Here is a 15,856-nt window from a genome sequence, read left to right as displayed (position 1 = left end):
TCACCGTGCTGAAGAGGGAGCTTATACAAAAGCGCGGGAGATTCCGCTACGCGCGAACGCGGACGTAGCTGCCGGGTGCGTCCTCGATCGGCGGCACCGCCGCGCTGCCAACGGTGCGCGCCGGGACCTCCTCGGGGTCGAGCCCGCCCAGCCATTCGCGCCAGTCCGGCCACCACGAGCCCTTGTGCTCCTCTGCGCCCTTCATCCACTGCGTAACGTTGACGTCCCTGATGTTGTCGTTGGTCCAGTACTGGTACTTGTTCGAGGCCGGCGGGTTGACGACGCCTGCAATGTGGCCCGAGCCCGACAGCACGTATTTCACCGGACCGCCGAAGAACTGCGAGCCGTAGAGCACGGATTCGGCCGGCGCGATGTGGTCCTCGCGAGTGGCGAGATTGTAGACGGGCACCTTGACCTTGGAGAGATCGAGCAGCGTGTTGTCGAGCACCAGGCTGCCTGTCGACAGCCGGTTCTCCAGGTAGCAGTTGCGCAAGTAATAGGAATGGTTCGCCGCCGTCATGCGGGTTGCGTCCGAATTCCAGTGCAAGAGGTCGAACGCGCTCGGCTGCTGGCCCTTCAGATAGTTGCTGACGACATAGGACCAGATCAGGTCGTTGGAGCGCAGCATGTTGAAGGCCATCGCCATCTTGGAGCCTTCGAGCACGCCGGCGGCCTTCATGTCGTGCTCGAGTGCCGAGATCTGCTCCTCGTCGACGAACACGAGAAGATCGCCGGCATGGGTGAAGTCGACCTGCGCGGCGAAGAACGTCGCCGAAGCGACGCGCTGGCGGCGCTTCTCGGCAAGCCAGGCCAGCGTGGTCGCGAGCATCGTGCCGCCGACGCAATAGCCGGCGGTGTGCACCTTCATCTCGCCGGTCGCCCGCTCGATCACGTCCATCGCCGTGAGCGGGCCTTCCTTCATGTAGTCTTCCCAGCTCTTGTTGCCGAGCCGCTTGTCCGGGTTGACCCAGGAGATCACGAACACGGTGATGCCCTGGTCGACGCACCATTTGATGTAGGATTTGTCCGGCTTGAGATCGAGAATGTAGAACTTGTTGATCCAGGGCGGCACGATCAGGAGCGGCGTGCGCAGCACCTTCTCGGTGGTCGGCTCATACTGGATGAGCTGCATCATCTCGTTCTGGTAGATCACCTTGCCGGGCGTCGTCGCCATGTTGACGCCGAGCTCGAGATTGTCCGGATTGGATTGGCGGATCTTCAGCATGCCCTTGCCGGCCGCGATGTCCTCGGCCAGCATTTGCAGGCCCTTGGCCAGATTGTCGCCGGAGCTTGCGACCGTCTGGCGCAGCACCTCCGGATTGGTCAGCACGAAATTCGACGGCGACAGCGCGTTGGTGACCTGCTGCACGTAAAACTCCGCCTTGCGGCGGGTGTGCGGATCGAGCCCTTGCGCGTCGTTCACCAGCTCCTGCGCGCGCTTGGTGGTGAGCAGATAGAGCTGCATCATGAAATCGAAGAACTGGTTCGATTTCCATTCGGGATCGGCGAAGCGCTTGTCACGTGGCGAGGGCGCGATCGCGGGCGGCGCGTCCTCGCCTGCCATGCGACGGGCCGCCGAGCCCCAGAGGTCGAGATAATCCTTGGCGAGCCGCGTCTGGAGCTCCGAGGAGCGCGCATTGTCCGACAGCCAATATTCCGCGACCGCGGTGAAGGTCTTGACCATCTCGGTGAGCTCGGGCGGCGGCCGGTCCTGGACCTCGCCGGTCTCGCGCGGCTTCAGGTAAGCGGCGAGCGCCTTGCCTCCGCTTTCCATGGCCCGCGCGACGTTCATCGCGAAGGCTTCCGCATCGAACTTCTTCTCGGATGTGGTCGTGTCGGTCGTGACGATACTCATGGCAAGAACAGTAACGATTCATTGCGCGTTCGTCACCGCGAAGCTCGTACCATCTACGGTTAATCGCCCGCGAACATGTGCTGCACTGCGATATAGTTCTTGGTTCTGTCACAATCAGGGTTCACCAACGGCGCAGGGGTCTTGTTTAGTAAGCGTCTTGGATGTGGTCGGCTCACGCCATTGAGGGCAGCAATGGTTTGAGCTGAGGCACGCTGTTGGGTAAGCTCCATCGGCCGTGCTGTTGGGACGAGTAGGGGATTCCCTGGTGCTGGCGTTGAGGGACCGACAAACGAGGCGGCTTGCGCCGTGCGCGCTGCTCATTATTGCGTTTACGCTCGGCGGCTGCTCAAGCCAGATCGCCGATTTGACGCCGGCTGACACGCAGCCGCATCTGAAGGAGGCGGGTGGCTATCTGCCCGTGCATGATCTGCCGCCAGCGCGCGACGAGGCGGTGATCCCGCCGGATCAGCGCGCCAAGATCGAAGCCGAGTTGACCGCCGCGCGCGAGCGCCAGGCCACGGCGGCGGCCAAGGATGCGAGCGGCAAATAGCCCTGATCGAAGTAACTGCGCGCGAGGTAATCGCTGGCTTGCCCGCTGGTCCGTGCTAAAAGATCGTCATTCAGCCGAAAGTCAGGGTGAGGGAGTTCAGCCCCCGCCTTAAGAATTTTGCTCTAAGCGCTTGATTTGGAGTGATTTTCAGGCGGGATCCGGCATCATCTCGATTGAATTGCGAGGCCGCCCGATTCTGCCCTGGCCGGTGCTCGGAGCCTGGAACCCATGGAAGAATTTTACCGTATCCGCCGTCTGCCGCCTTACGTGTTCGAACAGGTCAACCGGGCCAAGGCGGCCGCGCGGAACGCCGGCGCCGACATCATCGACCTCGGTATGGGCAATCCGGACCTGCCGGCCCCGCCGCACGTGCTGGAGAAGCTCAAGGAGACCCTCGGCAAGCCGCGCACCGACCGCTACTCCGCTTCGCGCGGCATCCCCGGCTTGCGCAAGGCGCAGGCGGGCTATTACGCCCGCCGCTTCGGTGTGAAGCTCAACCCGGACACCCAGATCGTCGCGACGCTCGGCTCGAAGGAAGGCTTTGCCAACGTGGCGCAGGCGATCACCGCGCCGGGCGACGTCATCCTCTGTCCCAATCCGAGCTATCCGATTCACGCCTTCGGCTTTTTGATGGCGGGTGGCGTGATCCGCTCGGTGCCGTCGGAGCCGACGCCGCAGTTCTTCGAGGCGGTCGAGCGGGCGATCGTTCATTCGATCCCGAAACCGCTCGCGCTCGTCGTCTGCTATCCCTCGAATCCGACGGCCTATGTCGCGAGCCTCGACTTCTACAAGGACCTCGTCGCCTTCGCGAAGAAGCACGAGATCCTGATCCTGTCGGATCTTGCTTATGCCGAGGTCTATTTCGACGAGAACAACCCGCCACCCTCCGTGCTCCAGGTGCCCGGCGCGATGGACGTCACCGTCGAGTTCACCTCGATGTCGAAGACGTATTCGATGGCCGGCTGGCGCATGGGCTTTGCGGTCGGCAATGAGCGCGTCATCGCAGCTCTCGCCCGCGTGAAGTCCTATCTCGATTACGGCGCGTTCACGCCGGTCCAGGTCGCCGCGACCGCGGCGCTGAACGGCCCCGACGATTGCATCAAGGAGATGCGCGACACCTATCGCAAGCGCCGCGACGCGCTGGTGGAGTCGTTCGGCCGCGCCGGCTGGGAGATCCCGCCGCCGGATGCCTCGATGTTCGCATGGGCGCCGCTGCCCGAAGCCTTCCGCAGCGTCGGCAGCATGGAGTTCGCGACCCTGATGGTCGAGAAATCCGGCGTGGTGGTCTCGCCCGGCGTCGGCTTCGGCGAGCATGGTGAAGGATATGTCCGCATCGCCATGGTGGAAAACGAGCAACGGATCAGGCAGGCCGCACGTGGCGTGCGCCGCTTCCTTGAAAGCGGCATCGAAACGTTGCACAACGTCGTTCCGCTCGCCAATCGGCGTTAATTCCTTCCGGCAGGTTTTCGAAGCATTATGGTCGCACCCCTGAAAGTGGGTATCGCGGGGCTCGGCACTGTGGGCGCCGAAGTTATCCGCTTGATTGAAACCCAGGCCCGTGTGCTCGCGGGCCGCAGCGGCCGGGGCATTCGCGTTGTCGCCGTCACCGCGCGCTCCAAGGCGAAGAAGCGCGGCATCGACCTGCGCGGCGTTGAATGGGCCAAGGATCCGCTCGCGCTCGCCTCGCACCCGGACATCGACTGCTTCGTCGAACTGATGGGCGGGGCAGGCGACCCCGCGCTCTCCGCGGTCGAGGCTGCGCTGAGCGCCGGCAAGTCGGTCGTCACCGCCAACAAGGCGCTGCTCGCCAAGCACGGCATCAAGCTGGCGAAAGCCGCCGAAAAGCACGGCGGCGCGCTGAATTTCGAGGCAGCCGTCGGTGCCGCGATTCCCGTCATTAAAACGTTACGCGAAGGTCTCGCCGGAACCGGCATCAACCGCGTCTACGGCATCCTCAACGGTACCTGCAATTACATCCTGACCCGGATGGAGCAGGAGGGCCTGTCTTTTGCCGAATGCCTGAAGGATGCGCAGCGGCTCGGCTATGCCGAGGCCAATCCGTCCTTCGACGTCGACGGCCACGACACCGCGCAGAAGCTCGCGATCCTGGCGAGCCTCGCCTTCGGCACGAAAGTTGCTCAAAAGGCCGTGTATGTCGAAGGCATCTCCTCGATCGCTCCGGAAGATCTTCGCGCGGCCGCCGATCTCGGCTACCGCGTCAAGCTGCTCGGCGTTGCCGTGCGCACCGCCAAGGGCATCGAGCAGCGCGTGCATCCGACCATGGTTCCAAAGTCGTCCTCGATTGCGCAGGTGATGGGTGTCACCAATGCGGTCACGATCGATGGCGAAGGTATTCCGCCGATCACGCTGGTCGGCCCCGGCGCGGGCGGTGCTGCGACCGCATCAGCCGTTGTCGCAGACATCGCCGATGTTGCGCGTGGCATTCGCGCCAATCCGTTCGGCCGGCCGGTCGCGCAATTGCACGACACCAGCAAGGCGCCGATGGAGCGGCACGAGGGCGGCTACTACATCCGCCTTTTGGCGCGCGATTTTCCGGGTACCGCGGCCGCGATCGCCACGAGGCTCGCCGAGCAGAAGATTTCGATCGAATCCATCGTGCAGCGCCACCCCAACGGGGCCGCGCCGCAGACATCAGGCAAGGCTGTACCCGTGCCTGTCATCCTGATCACTTATGCGACCCACGAGGACGCCGTGCGCCGCGCGCTTGCCGCCGTTCAGCACGACAAGGTGATCAGCGGACGGCCGCAGGTGATCCGGATCGAGAAGAACTAGAGCATGATCCGGAAGAGCGGTTCGAACCGAACCGAGACGTTGCGAATTGATGCGGCGGACATCCGCTGAGAGCTGTTTTGAAGGAGTGAGCCAATGTCGACCCATATTTCAGTCCCCCCGCAGATGCTGCTCGAGCGCATTCTCACGCTGGAGATCGTGCGGGTGACGGAACGGGCGGCGGTGTCGTCGGCGCGACTGCGCGGGCATGGGCAGGAGAAGGCGGCCGACCAGGCCGCCGTCGACGCCATGCGGCGCGAGCTCAACAAGCTGCCGATCCAGGGCACCATCGTGATCGGCGAGGGCGAGCGCGACGAGGCGCCGATGCTCTATATCGGCGAGCAGGTCGGCCTCAAGGCCGGCCCCCAGGTCGACATCGCGGTCGACCCGCTCGAAGGCACCACGCTGTGCGCCAAGAACATGCCGGGTTCGATCGCCACCATGGCGATGGCCGACGGCGGCACGCTGCTGCACGCCCCGGACGTCTACATGCAGAAGCTCGCGATCGGCCCCGGCTACGACAAGGGCGTGGTCGAGCTCGATGCCTCGCCCGCCGATAACGTCCGGCGTCTCGCCAAGGCCAAGGGGGTCAAGCCGGAAGGCATCACCGTTCTCGTACTCGACCGTCCGCGCCACGCCGACATCATTCAGAGCGTGCGTTCGACCGGCGCGGCCGTGCGCCTCATCACCGACGGCGACGTCGCCGGCGTGATCCACTGCGCCGACCCCGACAACACCGGCGTCGACATGTATCTCGGCACGGGCGGCGCGCCGGAAGGCGTGCTCGCGGCGGTGGCGCTGCGCTGCATCGGCGGCCAGATGCAGTGCCGGCTCATTCTCGACTCCGACGAGAAGCGCGAGCGCGCCGCCAAGATGGGCGTCAACGATCCCAAGATGATCTACGGTATCGAGGACATGGCGCGCGGCGACTGCCTGTTCGCGGCCACCGGCGTCACCACCGGCTCGCTGCTCTCGGGCGTCAAGTTCCGCAAGGACGGCGTGATCGAGACCGAAACGGTCGTGATGCGCTCGGTCACCGGCACCGTGCGCTACATCAAGGCCGAGCACCGGCAGTTGGAGAAGTTCTACCTGGGCTGAGGCTCTCTGTCATTCCGGGGCTCGCGAAGCGAGAACCCGGAATCTCGCGCCACAACTTCTAGATTCCGGGTTCGATGCTGCGCATCGCCCCGGAATGACAACGATAAGAAGACAACGATAAAAATAAGAGGAAGCGCACATGTCCGATCTGTCCGCCGTCAAAGCCCTCGTCTTCGACGTCTTCGGTACGGTCGTCGACTGGCGCACCAGCCTGATCACCGACTTCATGTGGTGGGCGAAGCGCCGCGGCATCGCCGCCGACTGGACCGCGCTGGTCGACGGCTGGCGCGGGATGTACATCGCCTCGATGGACGACGTGCGCAAACACCCCGAGCGCGGCTATGTCATCCTCGACGATTTGCACCGCCGCTCGCTGGAGAAGCTGGTCGAGAAGTTCGCGATCAAGGGCCTTAACGAAGCCGATCTCGATTACCTCACCAAGGGCTGGCATCGCCTGCACCCCTGGCCCGACAGCGTCGCGGGCCTGACGCGGCTGAAAGCCAAATTCGTGATCTCGCCGCTGTCGAACGGCAACGTCGCGCTGCTCACCAACATGGCGAAGTTCGCGAGGCTCCCGTGGGACCTCGTGATGTCGGCCGAGCTGTTCGAGCACTACAAGCCCGATCCCGAGACCTATCTCGGCGCCGCGCGCCTCCTCGGCCTCAAGCCGGAGGAGGTGATGATGGTCGCCGCCCACAATTACGACCTGAAGGCCGCACAGAGCCACGGCTTGAAGACCGCCTTCGTCGCTCGCCCGACCGAATATGGTCCGCTTCAGAAGATCGACTTCGAAGCCACGGGCGACTGGGACATCGTCGCGAAGGATTTTGGCGGGATTGCCGATCGGCTGGGGTGCTAGGGCAGGGCGCTTACAAACTCTGGTGGCCCCCCCGAGAGTGATGCGTCGCTTTCAAGGCTCGGTCGAGCGGAACGTGTCCTCGTCGGCTAAACGCTTCGCTAGTTCGCGCAGGCGTGGCATCCGCGCAGCCGTGTCGATGCCGAGTCCCCTTGCGAGCCGTTCCGCGACGAAAGCGGTGACATCGGCCTGGGTGAGACGGCCGAGCAGCAAATAGGGCGAGCCCTGCTCGATCATTGCATCGATCGTAGCTAGCGCATTCGTCATCTGCGCCATGCAATCGTCGATCCAGGGTTGGTGCAGCTTTTCCGGCGGACGATGATTGCGCTCGTAGGCGGCCTGAAGGCCTTTCTCGCACGCCTCCATCATGAGCGCGGCAACCTTTTGCACGGCGCGGCGGTCCCGGCCGGCGGCAGGCGTCAAGGCGCGATGGCGGCCATACATTTCGTCCAGATGGTCGATGATGGCGTTGCTGTCGACCAGTGTCTCACCATCGTCGAGCACAAGTGCGGGGATCCGGCCGAGCGGGTTGCTTGCGCGTACCTTGTCCCGATCGCCGAAGCCTGAAAGAGGCCGCTGCTCGAGCGGCACCTCATAGACGTTGAGCGTTATTGCGACGCGCCGCGTGAATGGCGATCGGTTTACCCCAATGAGCAGCATCTCGTCCTCGATGGAGGGGCGCAACTAGCCCGAAACGAAGCCTGCGCGCGGTGTCCAGATCACTGACCATACGGCATTTGCCAAATCCCGCATTCTCTATCAGGTTGTGGTCGGATTGCGCTTAAATCAGGTGCGATCGTACCAGGCAAGTGTCATTCCTTACCGTTGGAGCAGGTTCGTGTAGCATCGGCACTCCCTGAAGAAGTCGGAAAACCATGAGCAAAACGGTTCCCGAATGCTATCAGCATCTGCGGACGTTCGCCTTCGGCGACAGTCCCGCGCTCGCCGATGAATTGCTCGAACTGGTCATCAAAGGCATCAAGACCGCAACGTGCAGCACGGAAGACGAGCCGAACACCTCGACGCCTGGCGAGCGCTGGGTCGTCCTCGACGGACGCGGAGAACCGCGCTGTGCCATCGAAACCACCGAGGTCACGTATCGGCGCTTCAACGAAGTCGACGCCGCCTTTGCCTACGATGAAGGCGAGGGCGATCGGAGCCTGGCCTATTGGGGGAGTGCCCATCGCGCTTATTTCGGACGGCTCGGACGATTCAGCGAGGACATGATGCTGATGTGCGAGCGCTTCCGCCTGGTCGAGGTCTTCGACGATCTCCCACATTCCGAACAGTAGCTGAACTTTGCTTGCGTGCGGCCGGCCGAGCGTGTCCGCTCAAGAGGCTGACTTCGGAGCCGCCGGCAACTTGGAGTTCGTCGCCACCGGTTTGGGCGGCATCACCAACAGGCTGGAGTGCTGTCAGGCGCGCGTAGGAACGTCGGAGGTCGGCTCTGGTTGCCGATCATGTCTGCCGTGACAAATCTGCTTGCTCGAAGGCGACAGCTGCTCAAGCAGCTCGAGAGTGGCTCGTCGGACGTTTCACGCCAGGAAACCGAGCGTCAGCTTGAGCAAATCGATACAGCGCTGGAGTTGCTGGAGTGGTTAGCCAAAAGCAGAGATCACCATAAGCCATGACATCGATCCGACAGAGGCCGCCCTGCGGTTGACCCAGGAGTCGCAGACGCTGCGCTTAACCCAGTTAAAGGCGACTCGACCATTCTATGGCTATTGCACGAGGGAGTTACCGATGCGCCTCGGAACCTTCGTCGTCGGGATCGATTTAGCTCATGCGAACCCATTGAGGCAGGTGAGAAAGTGAACACAGGCGGGAGGCTGGAACCGGTCGCAGACAGCTTCATGAAGCGCCCGGTGCTTGTGGTGGACGACGACGTCCTGGTTCGCGCAATGATCGCGGATGTACTGCGGGGCGCGGAGCTGGTCGTCATCGAATGCAGCGATGCGGACGAGGCCCTGGAAATCCTGCGGTCAGGGATAACCGTGGCGCTGTTGCTGAGCGATGTTCGGATGCCGGGTTCGATGGACGGTGTCGGTTTGGCGAAAGCTGTCAGAACCACGCATCCCCATCTCAAGATCGCCCTTACGTCTTCGGAACGACCTCCGGAAGATGCTCTCTGCGATGAATTCTTCGCCAAGCCATGGGATTTCGGCCGCGTGATCAGAGGGGTCAAATCGCTGCTGAACGGCTAGGAACGCTCCAGCGCTGCACCGGTTAGCCGGCATGGACGTACGACCGGACACGAAGACGCGGACCATCTTGCTCGCCGAAGGTGACGTGCTGATGCGGATGCCGCTCGCCGAGTTCCTGCGCGGATGTGGCTATCGCGTGCTGGAAGCCAAATCGGCGGATGAAGCGATTTTGTTCATCGAGGATGATACGTTCACTCCTGAAATCGTTGTGAGCAATGTCGAGCTGGCCGGTGATGGCTTCGGTATCGCCAATTGGATCCGAAACAACAGGCCCGACCTTACGCTGATCCTGACCGGTACGCCCAAACGCGCAGCCGATGTGGCAACGTCGCTTTGCGAGAATGGACCGCTGCCTCCGCCCTATGATCCGCAGATATTGCATCGCCGACTGTTGCGCTTGATTGCGAGCCGGAAGTCTCCCCGAGGGCAAGGAAAGCGCAACGCGCTTCAAGCGGGGCTGAAGGCACGAGGATGAACCTCTGCGCCAGCGACGATGATCGCCGGCTTTCGCTGAGCAGGCCGAAGTCGAACAGCTTCCCCGAACGTGAAGCCTACGCGCGCGCTCTCAGCGCTCCGCGGCCAGCCGTGAACCGCCGATACGGTGATACACGGCAAGAAACCGGTCATTCGGAAAATGGCGGTCCCCGCCGCGGCAGTACTCCTTCTTCAGGCCATTGAGAAAGAACATTTCGTGCGTGCGTTCGTGCTTGGCTTCGATCGGGCCGCGCGTCTCCAGTTCGAAGAATTCACGGACATGTCCGGCCACAGTTTCCGAGACGTTGATACGTCCTGCGAGCCCGAACGCCTCCATGAACCATGCGGTGTTGACCGCATCGCCCCAGATATCGAAGGTCATCCTGCGGTGACCGACAACGCCGGAAATAACTGGCCCGGTATGGATGCCGATGCGTAATTGCAGCGCATGTTCGCCAATCGCTTCGCATTGCGTCTTCAGGTGATCGAGCCGGGCTCGCATCTCCAGGGCCGCCAGACAAACGTCTATCGAGTGCCGTCGGTCGGGCGAAAGCACGCCAGCCACTGCCATGTAGGCGTCGCCCATGGTCTTGACCTTCTCCAGACCGTACCGAGCGCCGATTTCGTCGAGTGCCGAGAAATACTCGTCGAGGAGGTTGATGAGCCTGGCCGGCTCGGTCCGTTCGGCCAGCAGCGTAAAGCCCTGGATGTCTGCAAACAGGATGGTCGCCGACCGCGTATATTTGGGCGCAACCCTGCCGCTGCGCTTCAACTCGTCGGCGATCGGCGCCGGCAAGACGTTGCGCAGCAGCTCTTCGGCGCGCGCTCTCTCGACAGCGGTCTCGCCTCGCGCCTGCTCGAGCTCCCTGATCGTCTGGCCGTACGCGATCAGCTTGCGGCGGAGCTCCAGTTGCGCGAGCACCTGATGCGACAGCATTCGCAGGGCCTCGGTCTGGTCGAAGGAAAGCTGCCGCGGCTCGAAATCCATCACGCAAAGCGTCCCGAGCGCATAGCCTTCATCGGTAATGAGCGGCATGCCGCAATAGAAGCGGCAGGACGGCGTCAGCGCGACCATCGGGCTGTTCTCGAAGCGTGGATCCTGTTTCAGGTCTGGAATGACGAGCAGCTCGGTACCGCAAATCGTCGTCGTGCACACGGCGGTCGAACGTGGTGCGTCGGTCACTTCGGCCGGCAAGCCATATCTTGCCTTGAGCCAGCGCCGGTCGTCGTCGATGAAACTGATATAGGAGACCGGGCAGCCGCAGAGTTGCGCCGCAAGCTCGGTGATTTCGTCGTAAGCGGTTTCCGGCGCGCTATCGACAATGTCGAGCGCGTGCAGGGCAGCCAGCCTCTGGGTTTCGTTTGCGGGTGCCGGTGAGGGCATGCTGGTCTCCGCGCCGGAGAACCTGGGACGAGCCTCGCGCTTTCCGCGAAAACAAGCGGTGCGGCTACCCCACTCATTTGGGAAGTGCGGAAGGTGCGACAAGTGGCGTTCGACCGGGCGACGAGGCCGGTTCCGACATCGCGCGGCCACGGCAGGCATCACTCGGGTGCGGAACGTTACTGCGTCAATGGGGTTCACTCACGCTAAACGACAACGCATCGCAACCCGACATATGGAGGGAACCGTCATGACCCGCGATGCAAGCCGCGATGTTTCGCAATTGAGCCCGCTCTTCCGGGCGCCGGGGACCGGACCCACGCTCGACGTGCTCGCTGTGACCCACAGCTACAAGGCGATGGCGAGCGATACCGGCCAGCAGTTCTCCATCTGGGAGTCCATCGTGCCGCCGGGCCGCGGCGCACCGCCGCACACGCACACCCGCGAGGACGAAGCCTTTTACGTGCTTAGCGGCGAAGTGCTCGTTGATATCGAAGGTGCAACCGATCCTCTGCGTCTCGGCACCGGGGCATTTCTTTTTGCGCCGCGCCATCGGCGCCACGGCTATCGCAACATTGGTACCGATACCGCGCGCCTCCTGGTGTTCGCGATGCCGGGCGCCGGCCTCGATCGCATGTTCAGTGCCTTCGACGAGTTGGGAAAGCGGGGCGGACAGTCGCCGGCTATCCAGACCATTGCGACGATTGCCCAACAGCACGGTGTCGTCATCCATTCATCGGTGGGGTGAACGGCGCGAAGATCGACTGTTGCTCCTGACTTGCCGGGCGTGTCAGCCGCAATTCCGGATCGGTCCGATCAGTGTCCACGTCCAGCACGGGCGGAATGAAGCCTCCGCGTTGCCCGATTTGAGTCGCATTGCGACCTAGGTTGGAGCCAAAGGTCGTGCTGGGCGGGGCGCAACACCGGGGGTTTTCATGTCCGGTCATTTGCGATTTTTTTGCTCGGCTGCTTTTCTCCTTCTCGCAGGCCTATCGGCGTCACCTGCATTTTCGAATCCCTTCTCTGGCTTATTGGGCCAAGCCGATCCGGTGGAAGCCTCGCCGCCAGCTCCATCCAAAACGGATTGCGCGTCGCAGCCCGGCAAGTCGCCCGCTGAGGGCCAGCATTGGGTCTATCGCTTCGACGGCCACCGCAAATGCTGGTTTCAGGCCGCGGAGGGCACCCTGATCGGGAAGAAGTCGGTTCGCCATCAGGCCGCGAAACATGCCGCCGCTTCGAAGAAAAGCGAGGCCGCCCCGCGCAGCGGAAAGGTGGCTGTGGATGCGCGTGCGGAGCTGCTCCCCTCGGCGCCGACGGACGCCAACCGCCATGCCCCGTCCGCGCCCGAGCTCAAGGTGGCCGATGCCAGTCCCGTTGGTGCTACGGAGGCCCCGGCGCTCGCGCCGTCCGAACCCGGTATAGCCAGGCTCCCGGCCGATCGACTGACGCCGCTCGATCCCAAGGGGGGCCAGGTCGACGTGGAGATGCTCTTGGCCGCCATGCCGGCCGACGGCGACGCGGTTGTCCCCCCGACGGCTCCGGCCGTTGCAGTTCCTGCCGCCGAGGGGGGCGAGGACGGGTTGGGGTGGACGGCGACCTTGCTGGGCGTGCTGTTGATGGCGATGGGCTTGGTTGTCCTCCTAAGTTCGAGCCGAGCCCTTCGGCGCGGTGTGCTGACCGTCCGGCAGGTCCGGCAATTCATATCGGAGGGCGGCTGGGCGGCGGTCGCCAATGACGATCTGCAAGCATCGTGAACCATCGAGCGGAGTGGTCAACGCGCTGGCAAGGCGGCCATCCGCCGAACCGCACTTCCCGCACGAGCTCAAACGGCGAGCTTGATAGCTGGGCTGACCTTTGATCTAGGTCAACTTTCCGAGCAAAAGTCTCGGCACGATCTTGGGTCGACGAGGTCAACCATTCTGTTGAGCTCACCCTCTGAACGGGTGTTCAGGTGATCACGATTCCAGAACTGTTAGCGCATACGTTATCGTCATTTCTTACGTCCGATACTCGAGATCGGTTTGGTTCTTCGCATGCAGGCCTGACCGAAGTCCTTCCGTTTGCTGCGAGACTTACATTGGAATGCGTTGGCAACAGCGACGCTCTGTATCACGACATAGAACACACTATGCTTGTCACTCTTGCGGGGCACGACATCCTGATGGGACGGATGTTGTTGCGGCCGACGACAGCCGTAGACTACGCGAATTTCATCCTGGCTTGTCTCATGCACGATATTGGGTTCGTGCGCGGGATCGTTCAAGGAGACAACGAAGACTCCTACGTCGCCGATGTGACCGGCCGTACAATTCGCCTCCCACGAGGGGCGTCGGACGCCTCCCTCGCACCCTATCATGTGGACCGCTCGAAGTTGTTCGTTGTTGAGCGTCTCGACGGTGTCGAAGACGTCGATGCGAGCCGAATTGCCCGAGCGATAGAATTTACGCGCTTTCCCTATACGGATTCCTCAAACGACGAACTGATCGAAGAGGAAGGAATGTTGCTGCGCGCTGCGGATCTTATCGGTCAACTTGGCGATCCCAACTATCTCAGAAAGGCAAATGCACTGTTCCATGAGTTTGAGGAAATCGGGCTGAACAAGAAGCTCGGTTACGAAACGCCTGCCGACGTCGTTTATAAGTACCCGCAGTTCTATTGGAACAATGTCGCCCCGCAAATTCAGAGCGCCATACGCTATCTCAATATCACCTCGAGCGGTCGGCAATGGATAGCAAACCTTTATAGCAATGTTTTCCGAGCTGAACGCGAACCGGGCTTATCCGGACCGCAGCTATGATTGTGCTGGTGTCCAAATTTAGCGAACGCGGGGGTTGATCAATCGATTCTACGCCGCTGAGACGAGCCCGGAGATAATCTCGATGGGCACCTTCCACGTGTCAGCCGACTTCCCGGAGCGCAATGCGCAGTCAGCCGCAATTCCAGATCGGTCCGATCGGGGTTCGCGTCCAGCACGGGCCAAAGCTGCCGCTGTTGTAGCGGCCACCATAAAAACCGGGCCGGCCGAAATAGTGCCAGTTGCCGTCAAACCCGTAATAGCTCGGGACGGGGTCGATATACCAAGGGCGCCGGTTGCTGCGCGCCATGCGCCGCGCCGCGGCTTTCTGGGCATAAAGTGGAAGGCTGTTGCTCGGCGGCTGATGATAGCCCGGCAGGAAGCCGTAGCCATGCCAGACAGGTGCCGGCCGCTTGTGACTTGGCGCAGCCGGCGCGACGGCCGGCAGCAGCGACAGAACGATGGCAATCGACAGACACACGAGACGCGACATCAGCAGACCATAGACAGTCGGTTGCGGGGAGGCGATTCAAATCCCGGGTGCAAAGCTGTCCGCCGCTTGCCGTGATCTGCGCGATGATCGACTATTGCCCCTGATTTGCCCGACGTGTCAAAGGGGGGCCGAAATGCGTGGGCCTCCGGCCGCTACTCCCGGCTACTTTGCATGGGGTTGTTTTCGCGGTTTCTGCTCAGGCTACGAACCGGCCCGTCCTCGCGCTGTTTTGGACCCGCGGACTTGAGCCTCAAGCCCCGCAGATGATCACGCCGTACCAGCCCAAGCCCCGGTAGGTCTCGTAGCCTGGCGTGGCGTGGAAGGCGACGAGGGCACCGGTGCGGTCGTGATAGAAACCAGAGCGCTGGCCATTCATCGAGAGCGAGACGCGCTCTGACAAAATGCCCTGGCCGTCGGAGGCGGCGATGACACGAAAGTTCGAGTCGACCAGCAGCACGCGCGCCTTGTCGCTGTCGCCGACGCGCACGCCCTGCACGATGGCGCGGGCCTGCGACTCCCAGTCGAAATGGATGGCGAGCATGCCGATCGGCGCGCCGTTGACCTCGCCGCCCGTGCGCACGCTCGCGCAATAGGTCGCGACCTGCGCATTGCCGAGCAGCGGCTGGTTCTCGACATCGCCGGCGACATAATCGTCGCCGGAACGCAAGGTGCGCGCCTCGCGAAACCATCTTGTATCGGCGACGTTCTGGCCGACCACGCGAAAGCGGTCGGCGCGGCCGTTGGCGATCACGTTGCCGTCGAGGTCGCAGAGCCAGAGGTCGAGATAGACGGTGTAGGCGCCGAGGATGACGGCGAGACGGCGCGAGACGTGCGAAACTGCCGCTGCGCTCGGGGATGCCGCGCAGTCGACAACGGCCGAGTCGGTCGCCCACCAGCGCACGTCGCAGGTGCGCTCATAGAGGTTGCGATCGATCAGCTCGATGGCATTGAGCGACAGATCCATCATGCGCTCGCCGCGCGAGCGTTGGCTCATGCGCTCGATCGAGGAGACGAGGTCGCCGGTGCGCTTCGTCAGTTGTGTCTCGAGCTCGCGCGCGATGGTCTCGACCTGCTGGCCGACGCCGCGCACCTCCTGCGCCACCACGGCGAAGCCCGCGCCCTGCGCGCCGGCGCGCGAGCTCTCGATCAGCGCGTTCAGCGCCAGCATCTTCATCTGGTTGGTGATCTGCTGGATCGCCTTGGTCTTGTCGACCGCGATCTGGTTGACCTCAGCCGTCAGCCGGTTGATCAGCGCGGAGATGTCGGAATTGTCGTCGGCGGGTTCAGGATTGGTTCCGGTGGGAAGCGGCTTGGTCTTCACGGCCAGCGCAGCAGACATCGAGGGAATTCCCTTGCAATGA

General features: G+C 62.8%; 16 protein-coding genes. 11 read left to right on the top strand and 5 right to left on the bottom strand.

Features of this window, described 5'->3' with window-relative positions; translation table 11 throughout:
- Window positions 1–46: 46 nt before the first annotated feature.
- Window positions 47–1,855: a PHA/PHB synthase family protein gene (locus Q2941_RS12795; protein ID WP_458192705.1), complete on the bottom strand. Its 1,809-nt coding sequence runs from the start codon at window positions 1,853–1,855 to the stop codon at window positions 47–49.
- Between the two features lie 265 nt (window positions 1,856–2,120).
- On the opposite strand from Q2941_RS12795, the gene Q2941_RS12790 reads away from it, so the two are divergent.
- From Q2941_RS12790 to Q2941_RS12770, 5 genes are all read left to right on the top strand, one after another.
- Window positions 2,121–2,405 carry a hypothetical protein gene (locus Q2941_RS12790; RefSeq protein ID WP_254112311.1) on the top strand — a complete coding sequence of 95 codons (285 nt, stop codon included), beginning with the start codon at window positions 2,121–2,123 and terminating at the stop codon, window positions 2,403–2,405.
- Window positions 2,406–2,633: 228 nt separating this feature from the next.
- Entirely contained in the window at window positions 2,634–3,854 is a 1,221-nt protein-coding gene (locus tag Q2941_RS12785; RefSeq protein WP_027524625.1) for an LL-diaminopimelate aminotransferase, read from the top strand.
- A 27-nt stretch (window positions 3,855–3,881) separates the two neighbouring features.
- Window positions 3,882–5,198, top strand: a complete 1,317-nt coding sequence (locus Q2941_RS12780) for a homoserine dehydrogenase (RefSeq protein WP_027524626.1) — start codon at window positions 3,882–3,884, stop codon at window positions 5,196–5,198.
- A 93-nt stretch (window positions 5,199–5,291) separates the two neighbouring features.
- Window positions 5,292–6,293 carry a class II fructose-bisphosphatase gene (glpX, locus tag Q2941_RS12775; RefSeq protein ID WP_027524627.1) on the top strand — a complete coding sequence of 334 codons (1,002 nt, stop codon included), beginning with the start codon at window positions 5,292–5,294 and terminating at the stop codon, window positions 6,291–6,293.
- A gap of 139 nt (window positions 6,294–6,432) precedes the next feature.
- Window positions 6,433–7,152 (top strand): haloacid dehalogenase type II, encoded by a 720-nt coding sequence (locus Q2941_RS12770; protein ID WP_027524628.1) that lies wholly within the window; start codon window positions 6,433–6,435, stop codon window positions 7,150–7,152.
- Window positions 7,153–7,203: 51 nt separating this feature from the next.
- Here Q2941_RS12770 and Q2941_RS12765 read toward each other — a convergent pair whose 3' ends face one another.
- Window positions 7,204–7,809, bottom strand: a complete 606-nt coding sequence (locus Q2941_RS12765) for a glutathione S-transferase family protein (RefSeq protein WP_458192704.1) — start codon at window positions 7,807–7,809, stop codon at window positions 7,204–7,206.
- A gap of 215 nt (window positions 7,810–8,024) precedes the next feature.
- Between Q2941_RS12765 and Q2941_RS12760 the strand changes: the two genes are divergently transcribed.
- The 3 genes from Q2941_RS12760 to Q2941_RS12750 all read left to right on the top strand — a co-directional run bounded on the left by Q2941_RS12760 (window position 8,025) and on the right by Q2941_RS12750 (window position 9,828).
- Complete coding sequence (locus Q2941_RS12760; RefSeq protein ID WP_027524629.1) at window positions 8,025–8,441, top strand: ASCH domain-containing protein; 417 nt, start codon at window positions 8,025–8,027, stop codon at window positions 8,439–8,441.
- Between the two features lie 561 nt (window positions 8,442–9,002).
- Window positions 9,003–9,353 (top strand): response regulator, encoded by a 351-nt coding sequence (locus tag Q2941_RS12755; RefSeq protein WP_035663139.1) that lies wholly within the window; start codon window positions 9,003–9,005, stop codon window positions 9,351–9,353.
- A gap of 67 nt (window positions 9,354–9,420) precedes the next feature.
- The gene (locus Q2941_RS12750) at window positions 9,421–9,828 is read left to right on the top strand and encodes a response regulator (RefSeq protein ID WP_198031812.1); all 408 of its coding nucleotides are present in this window, start codon (window positions 9,421–9,423) and stop codon (window positions 9,826–9,828) included.
- Window positions 9,829–9,918: 90 nt separating this feature from the next.
- Here Q2941_RS12750 and Q2941_RS12745 read toward each other — a convergent pair whose 3' ends face one another.
- Window positions 9,919–11,211, bottom strand: coding sequence for an adenylate/guanylate cyclase domain-containing protein (locus Q2941_RS12745; RefSeq protein ID WP_051389856.1), 1,293 nt, complete (start codon window positions 11,209–11,211; stop codon window positions 9,919–9,921).
- 247 nt (window positions 11,212–11,458) lie between these two features.
- Between Q2941_RS12745 and Q2941_RS12740 the strand changes: the two genes are divergently transcribed.
- The 3 genes from Q2941_RS12740 to Q2941_RS12730 all read left to right on the top strand — a co-directional run bounded on the left by Q2941_RS12740 (window position 11,459) and on the right by Q2941_RS12730 (window position 14,005).
- On the top strand, window positions 11,459–11,956 hold the full coding sequence (locus Q2941_RS12740; RefSeq protein WP_458192703.1) for a cupin domain-containing protein: 498 nt from the start codon (window positions 11,459–11,461) through the stop codon (window positions 11,954–11,956).
- Between the two features lie 301 nt (window positions 11,957–12,257).
- Window positions 12,258–12,962: a hypothetical protein gene (locus Q2941_RS12735; RefSeq protein ID WP_458192702.1), complete on the top strand. Its 705-nt coding sequence runs from the start codon at window positions 12,258–12,260 to the stop codon at window positions 12,960–12,962.
- A gap of 197 nt (window positions 12,963–13,159) precedes the next feature.
- Entirely contained in the window at window positions 13,160–14,005 is an 846-nt protein-coding gene (locus tag Q2941_RS12730) for a hypothetical protein (RefSeq protein ID WP_027524630.1), read from the top strand.
- Between the two features lie 130 nt (window positions 14,006–14,135).
- Here Q2941_RS12730 and Q2941_RS12725 read toward each other — a convergent pair whose 3' ends face one another.
- Together Q2941_RS12725 and Q2941_RS12720 are read right to left on the bottom strand one after the other, a co-directional pair.
- Window positions 14,136–14,495 carry a hypothetical protein gene (locus tag Q2941_RS12725; protein ID WP_458192701.1) on the bottom strand — a complete coding sequence of 120 codons (360 nt, stop codon included), beginning with the start codon at window positions 14,493–14,495 and terminating at the stop codon, window positions 14,136–14,138.
- A gap of 250 nt (window positions 14,496–14,745) precedes the next feature.
- On the bottom strand, window positions 14,746–15,834 hold the full coding sequence (locus Q2941_RS12720; protein ID WP_458192700.1) for a methyl-accepting chemotaxis protein: 1,089 nt from the start codon (window positions 15,832–15,834) through the stop codon (window positions 14,746–14,748).
- Window positions 15,835–15,856: the final 22 nt, after the last annotated feature.

The sequence above is a fragment of the Bradyrhizobium sp. UFLA05-153 genome, assembly GCF_054185185.1.
This window is presented reverse-complemented; position numbering and strand designations above follow the sequence as displayed.

What these genes read in the sequence shown, in the direction of transcription:
- Q2941_RS12795 (WP_458192705.1), bottom strand. Translation starts at nt 1,855, where the DNA reads ATGAGTATCGTCACGACCGACACGACCACATCCGAGAAGAAGTTCGAT.
- Q2941_RS12785 (WP_027524625.1), top strand. Translation starts at nt 2,634, where the DNA reads ATGGAAGAATTTTACCGTATCCGCCGTCTGCCGCCTTACGTGTTCGAA.
- Q2941_RS12780 (WP_027524626.1), top strand. Translation starts at nt 3,882, where the DNA reads ATGGTCGCACCCCTGAAAGTGGGTATCGCGGGGCTCGGCACTGTGGGC.
- glpX (WP_027524627.1), top strand. Translation starts at nt 5,292, where the DNA reads ATGTCGACCCATATTTCAGTCCCCCCGCAGATGCTGCTCGAGCGCATT.
- Q2941_RS12770 (WP_027524628.1), top strand. Translation starts at nt 6,433, where the DNA reads ATGTCCGATCTGTCCGCCGTCAAAGCCCTCGTCTTCGACGTCTTCGGT.
- Q2941_RS12765 (WP_458192704.1), bottom strand. Translation starts at nt 7,809, where the DNA reads ATGCTGCTCATTGGGGTAAACCGATCGCCATTCACGCGGCGCGTCGCA.
- Q2941_RS12760 (WP_027524629.1), top strand. Translation starts at nt 8,025, where the DNA reads ATGAGCAAAACGGTTCCCGAATGCTATCAGCATCTGCGGACGTTCGCC.
- Q2941_RS12755 (WP_035663139.1), top strand. Translation starts at nt 9,003, where the DNA reads ATGAAGCGCCCGGTGCTTGTGGTGGACGACGACGTCCTGGTTCGCGCA.
- Q2941_RS12745 (WP_051389856.1), bottom strand. Translation starts at nt 11,211, where the DNA reads ATGCCCTCACCGGCACCCGCAAACGAAACCCAGAGGCTGGCTGCCCTG.
- Q2941_RS12740 (WP_458192703.1), top strand. Translation starts at nt 11,459, where the DNA reads ATGACCCGCGATGCAAGCCGCGATGTTTCGCAATTGAGCCCGCTCTTC.
- Q2941_RS12725 (WP_458192701.1), bottom strand. Translation starts at nt 14,495, where the DNA reads ATGTCGCGTCTCGTGTGTCTGTCGATTGCCATCGTTCTGTCGCTGCTG.
- Q2941_RS12720 (WP_458192700.1), bottom strand. Translation starts at nt 15,834, where the DNA reads ATGTCTGCTGCGCTGGCCGTGAAGACCAAGCCGCTTCCCACCGGAACC.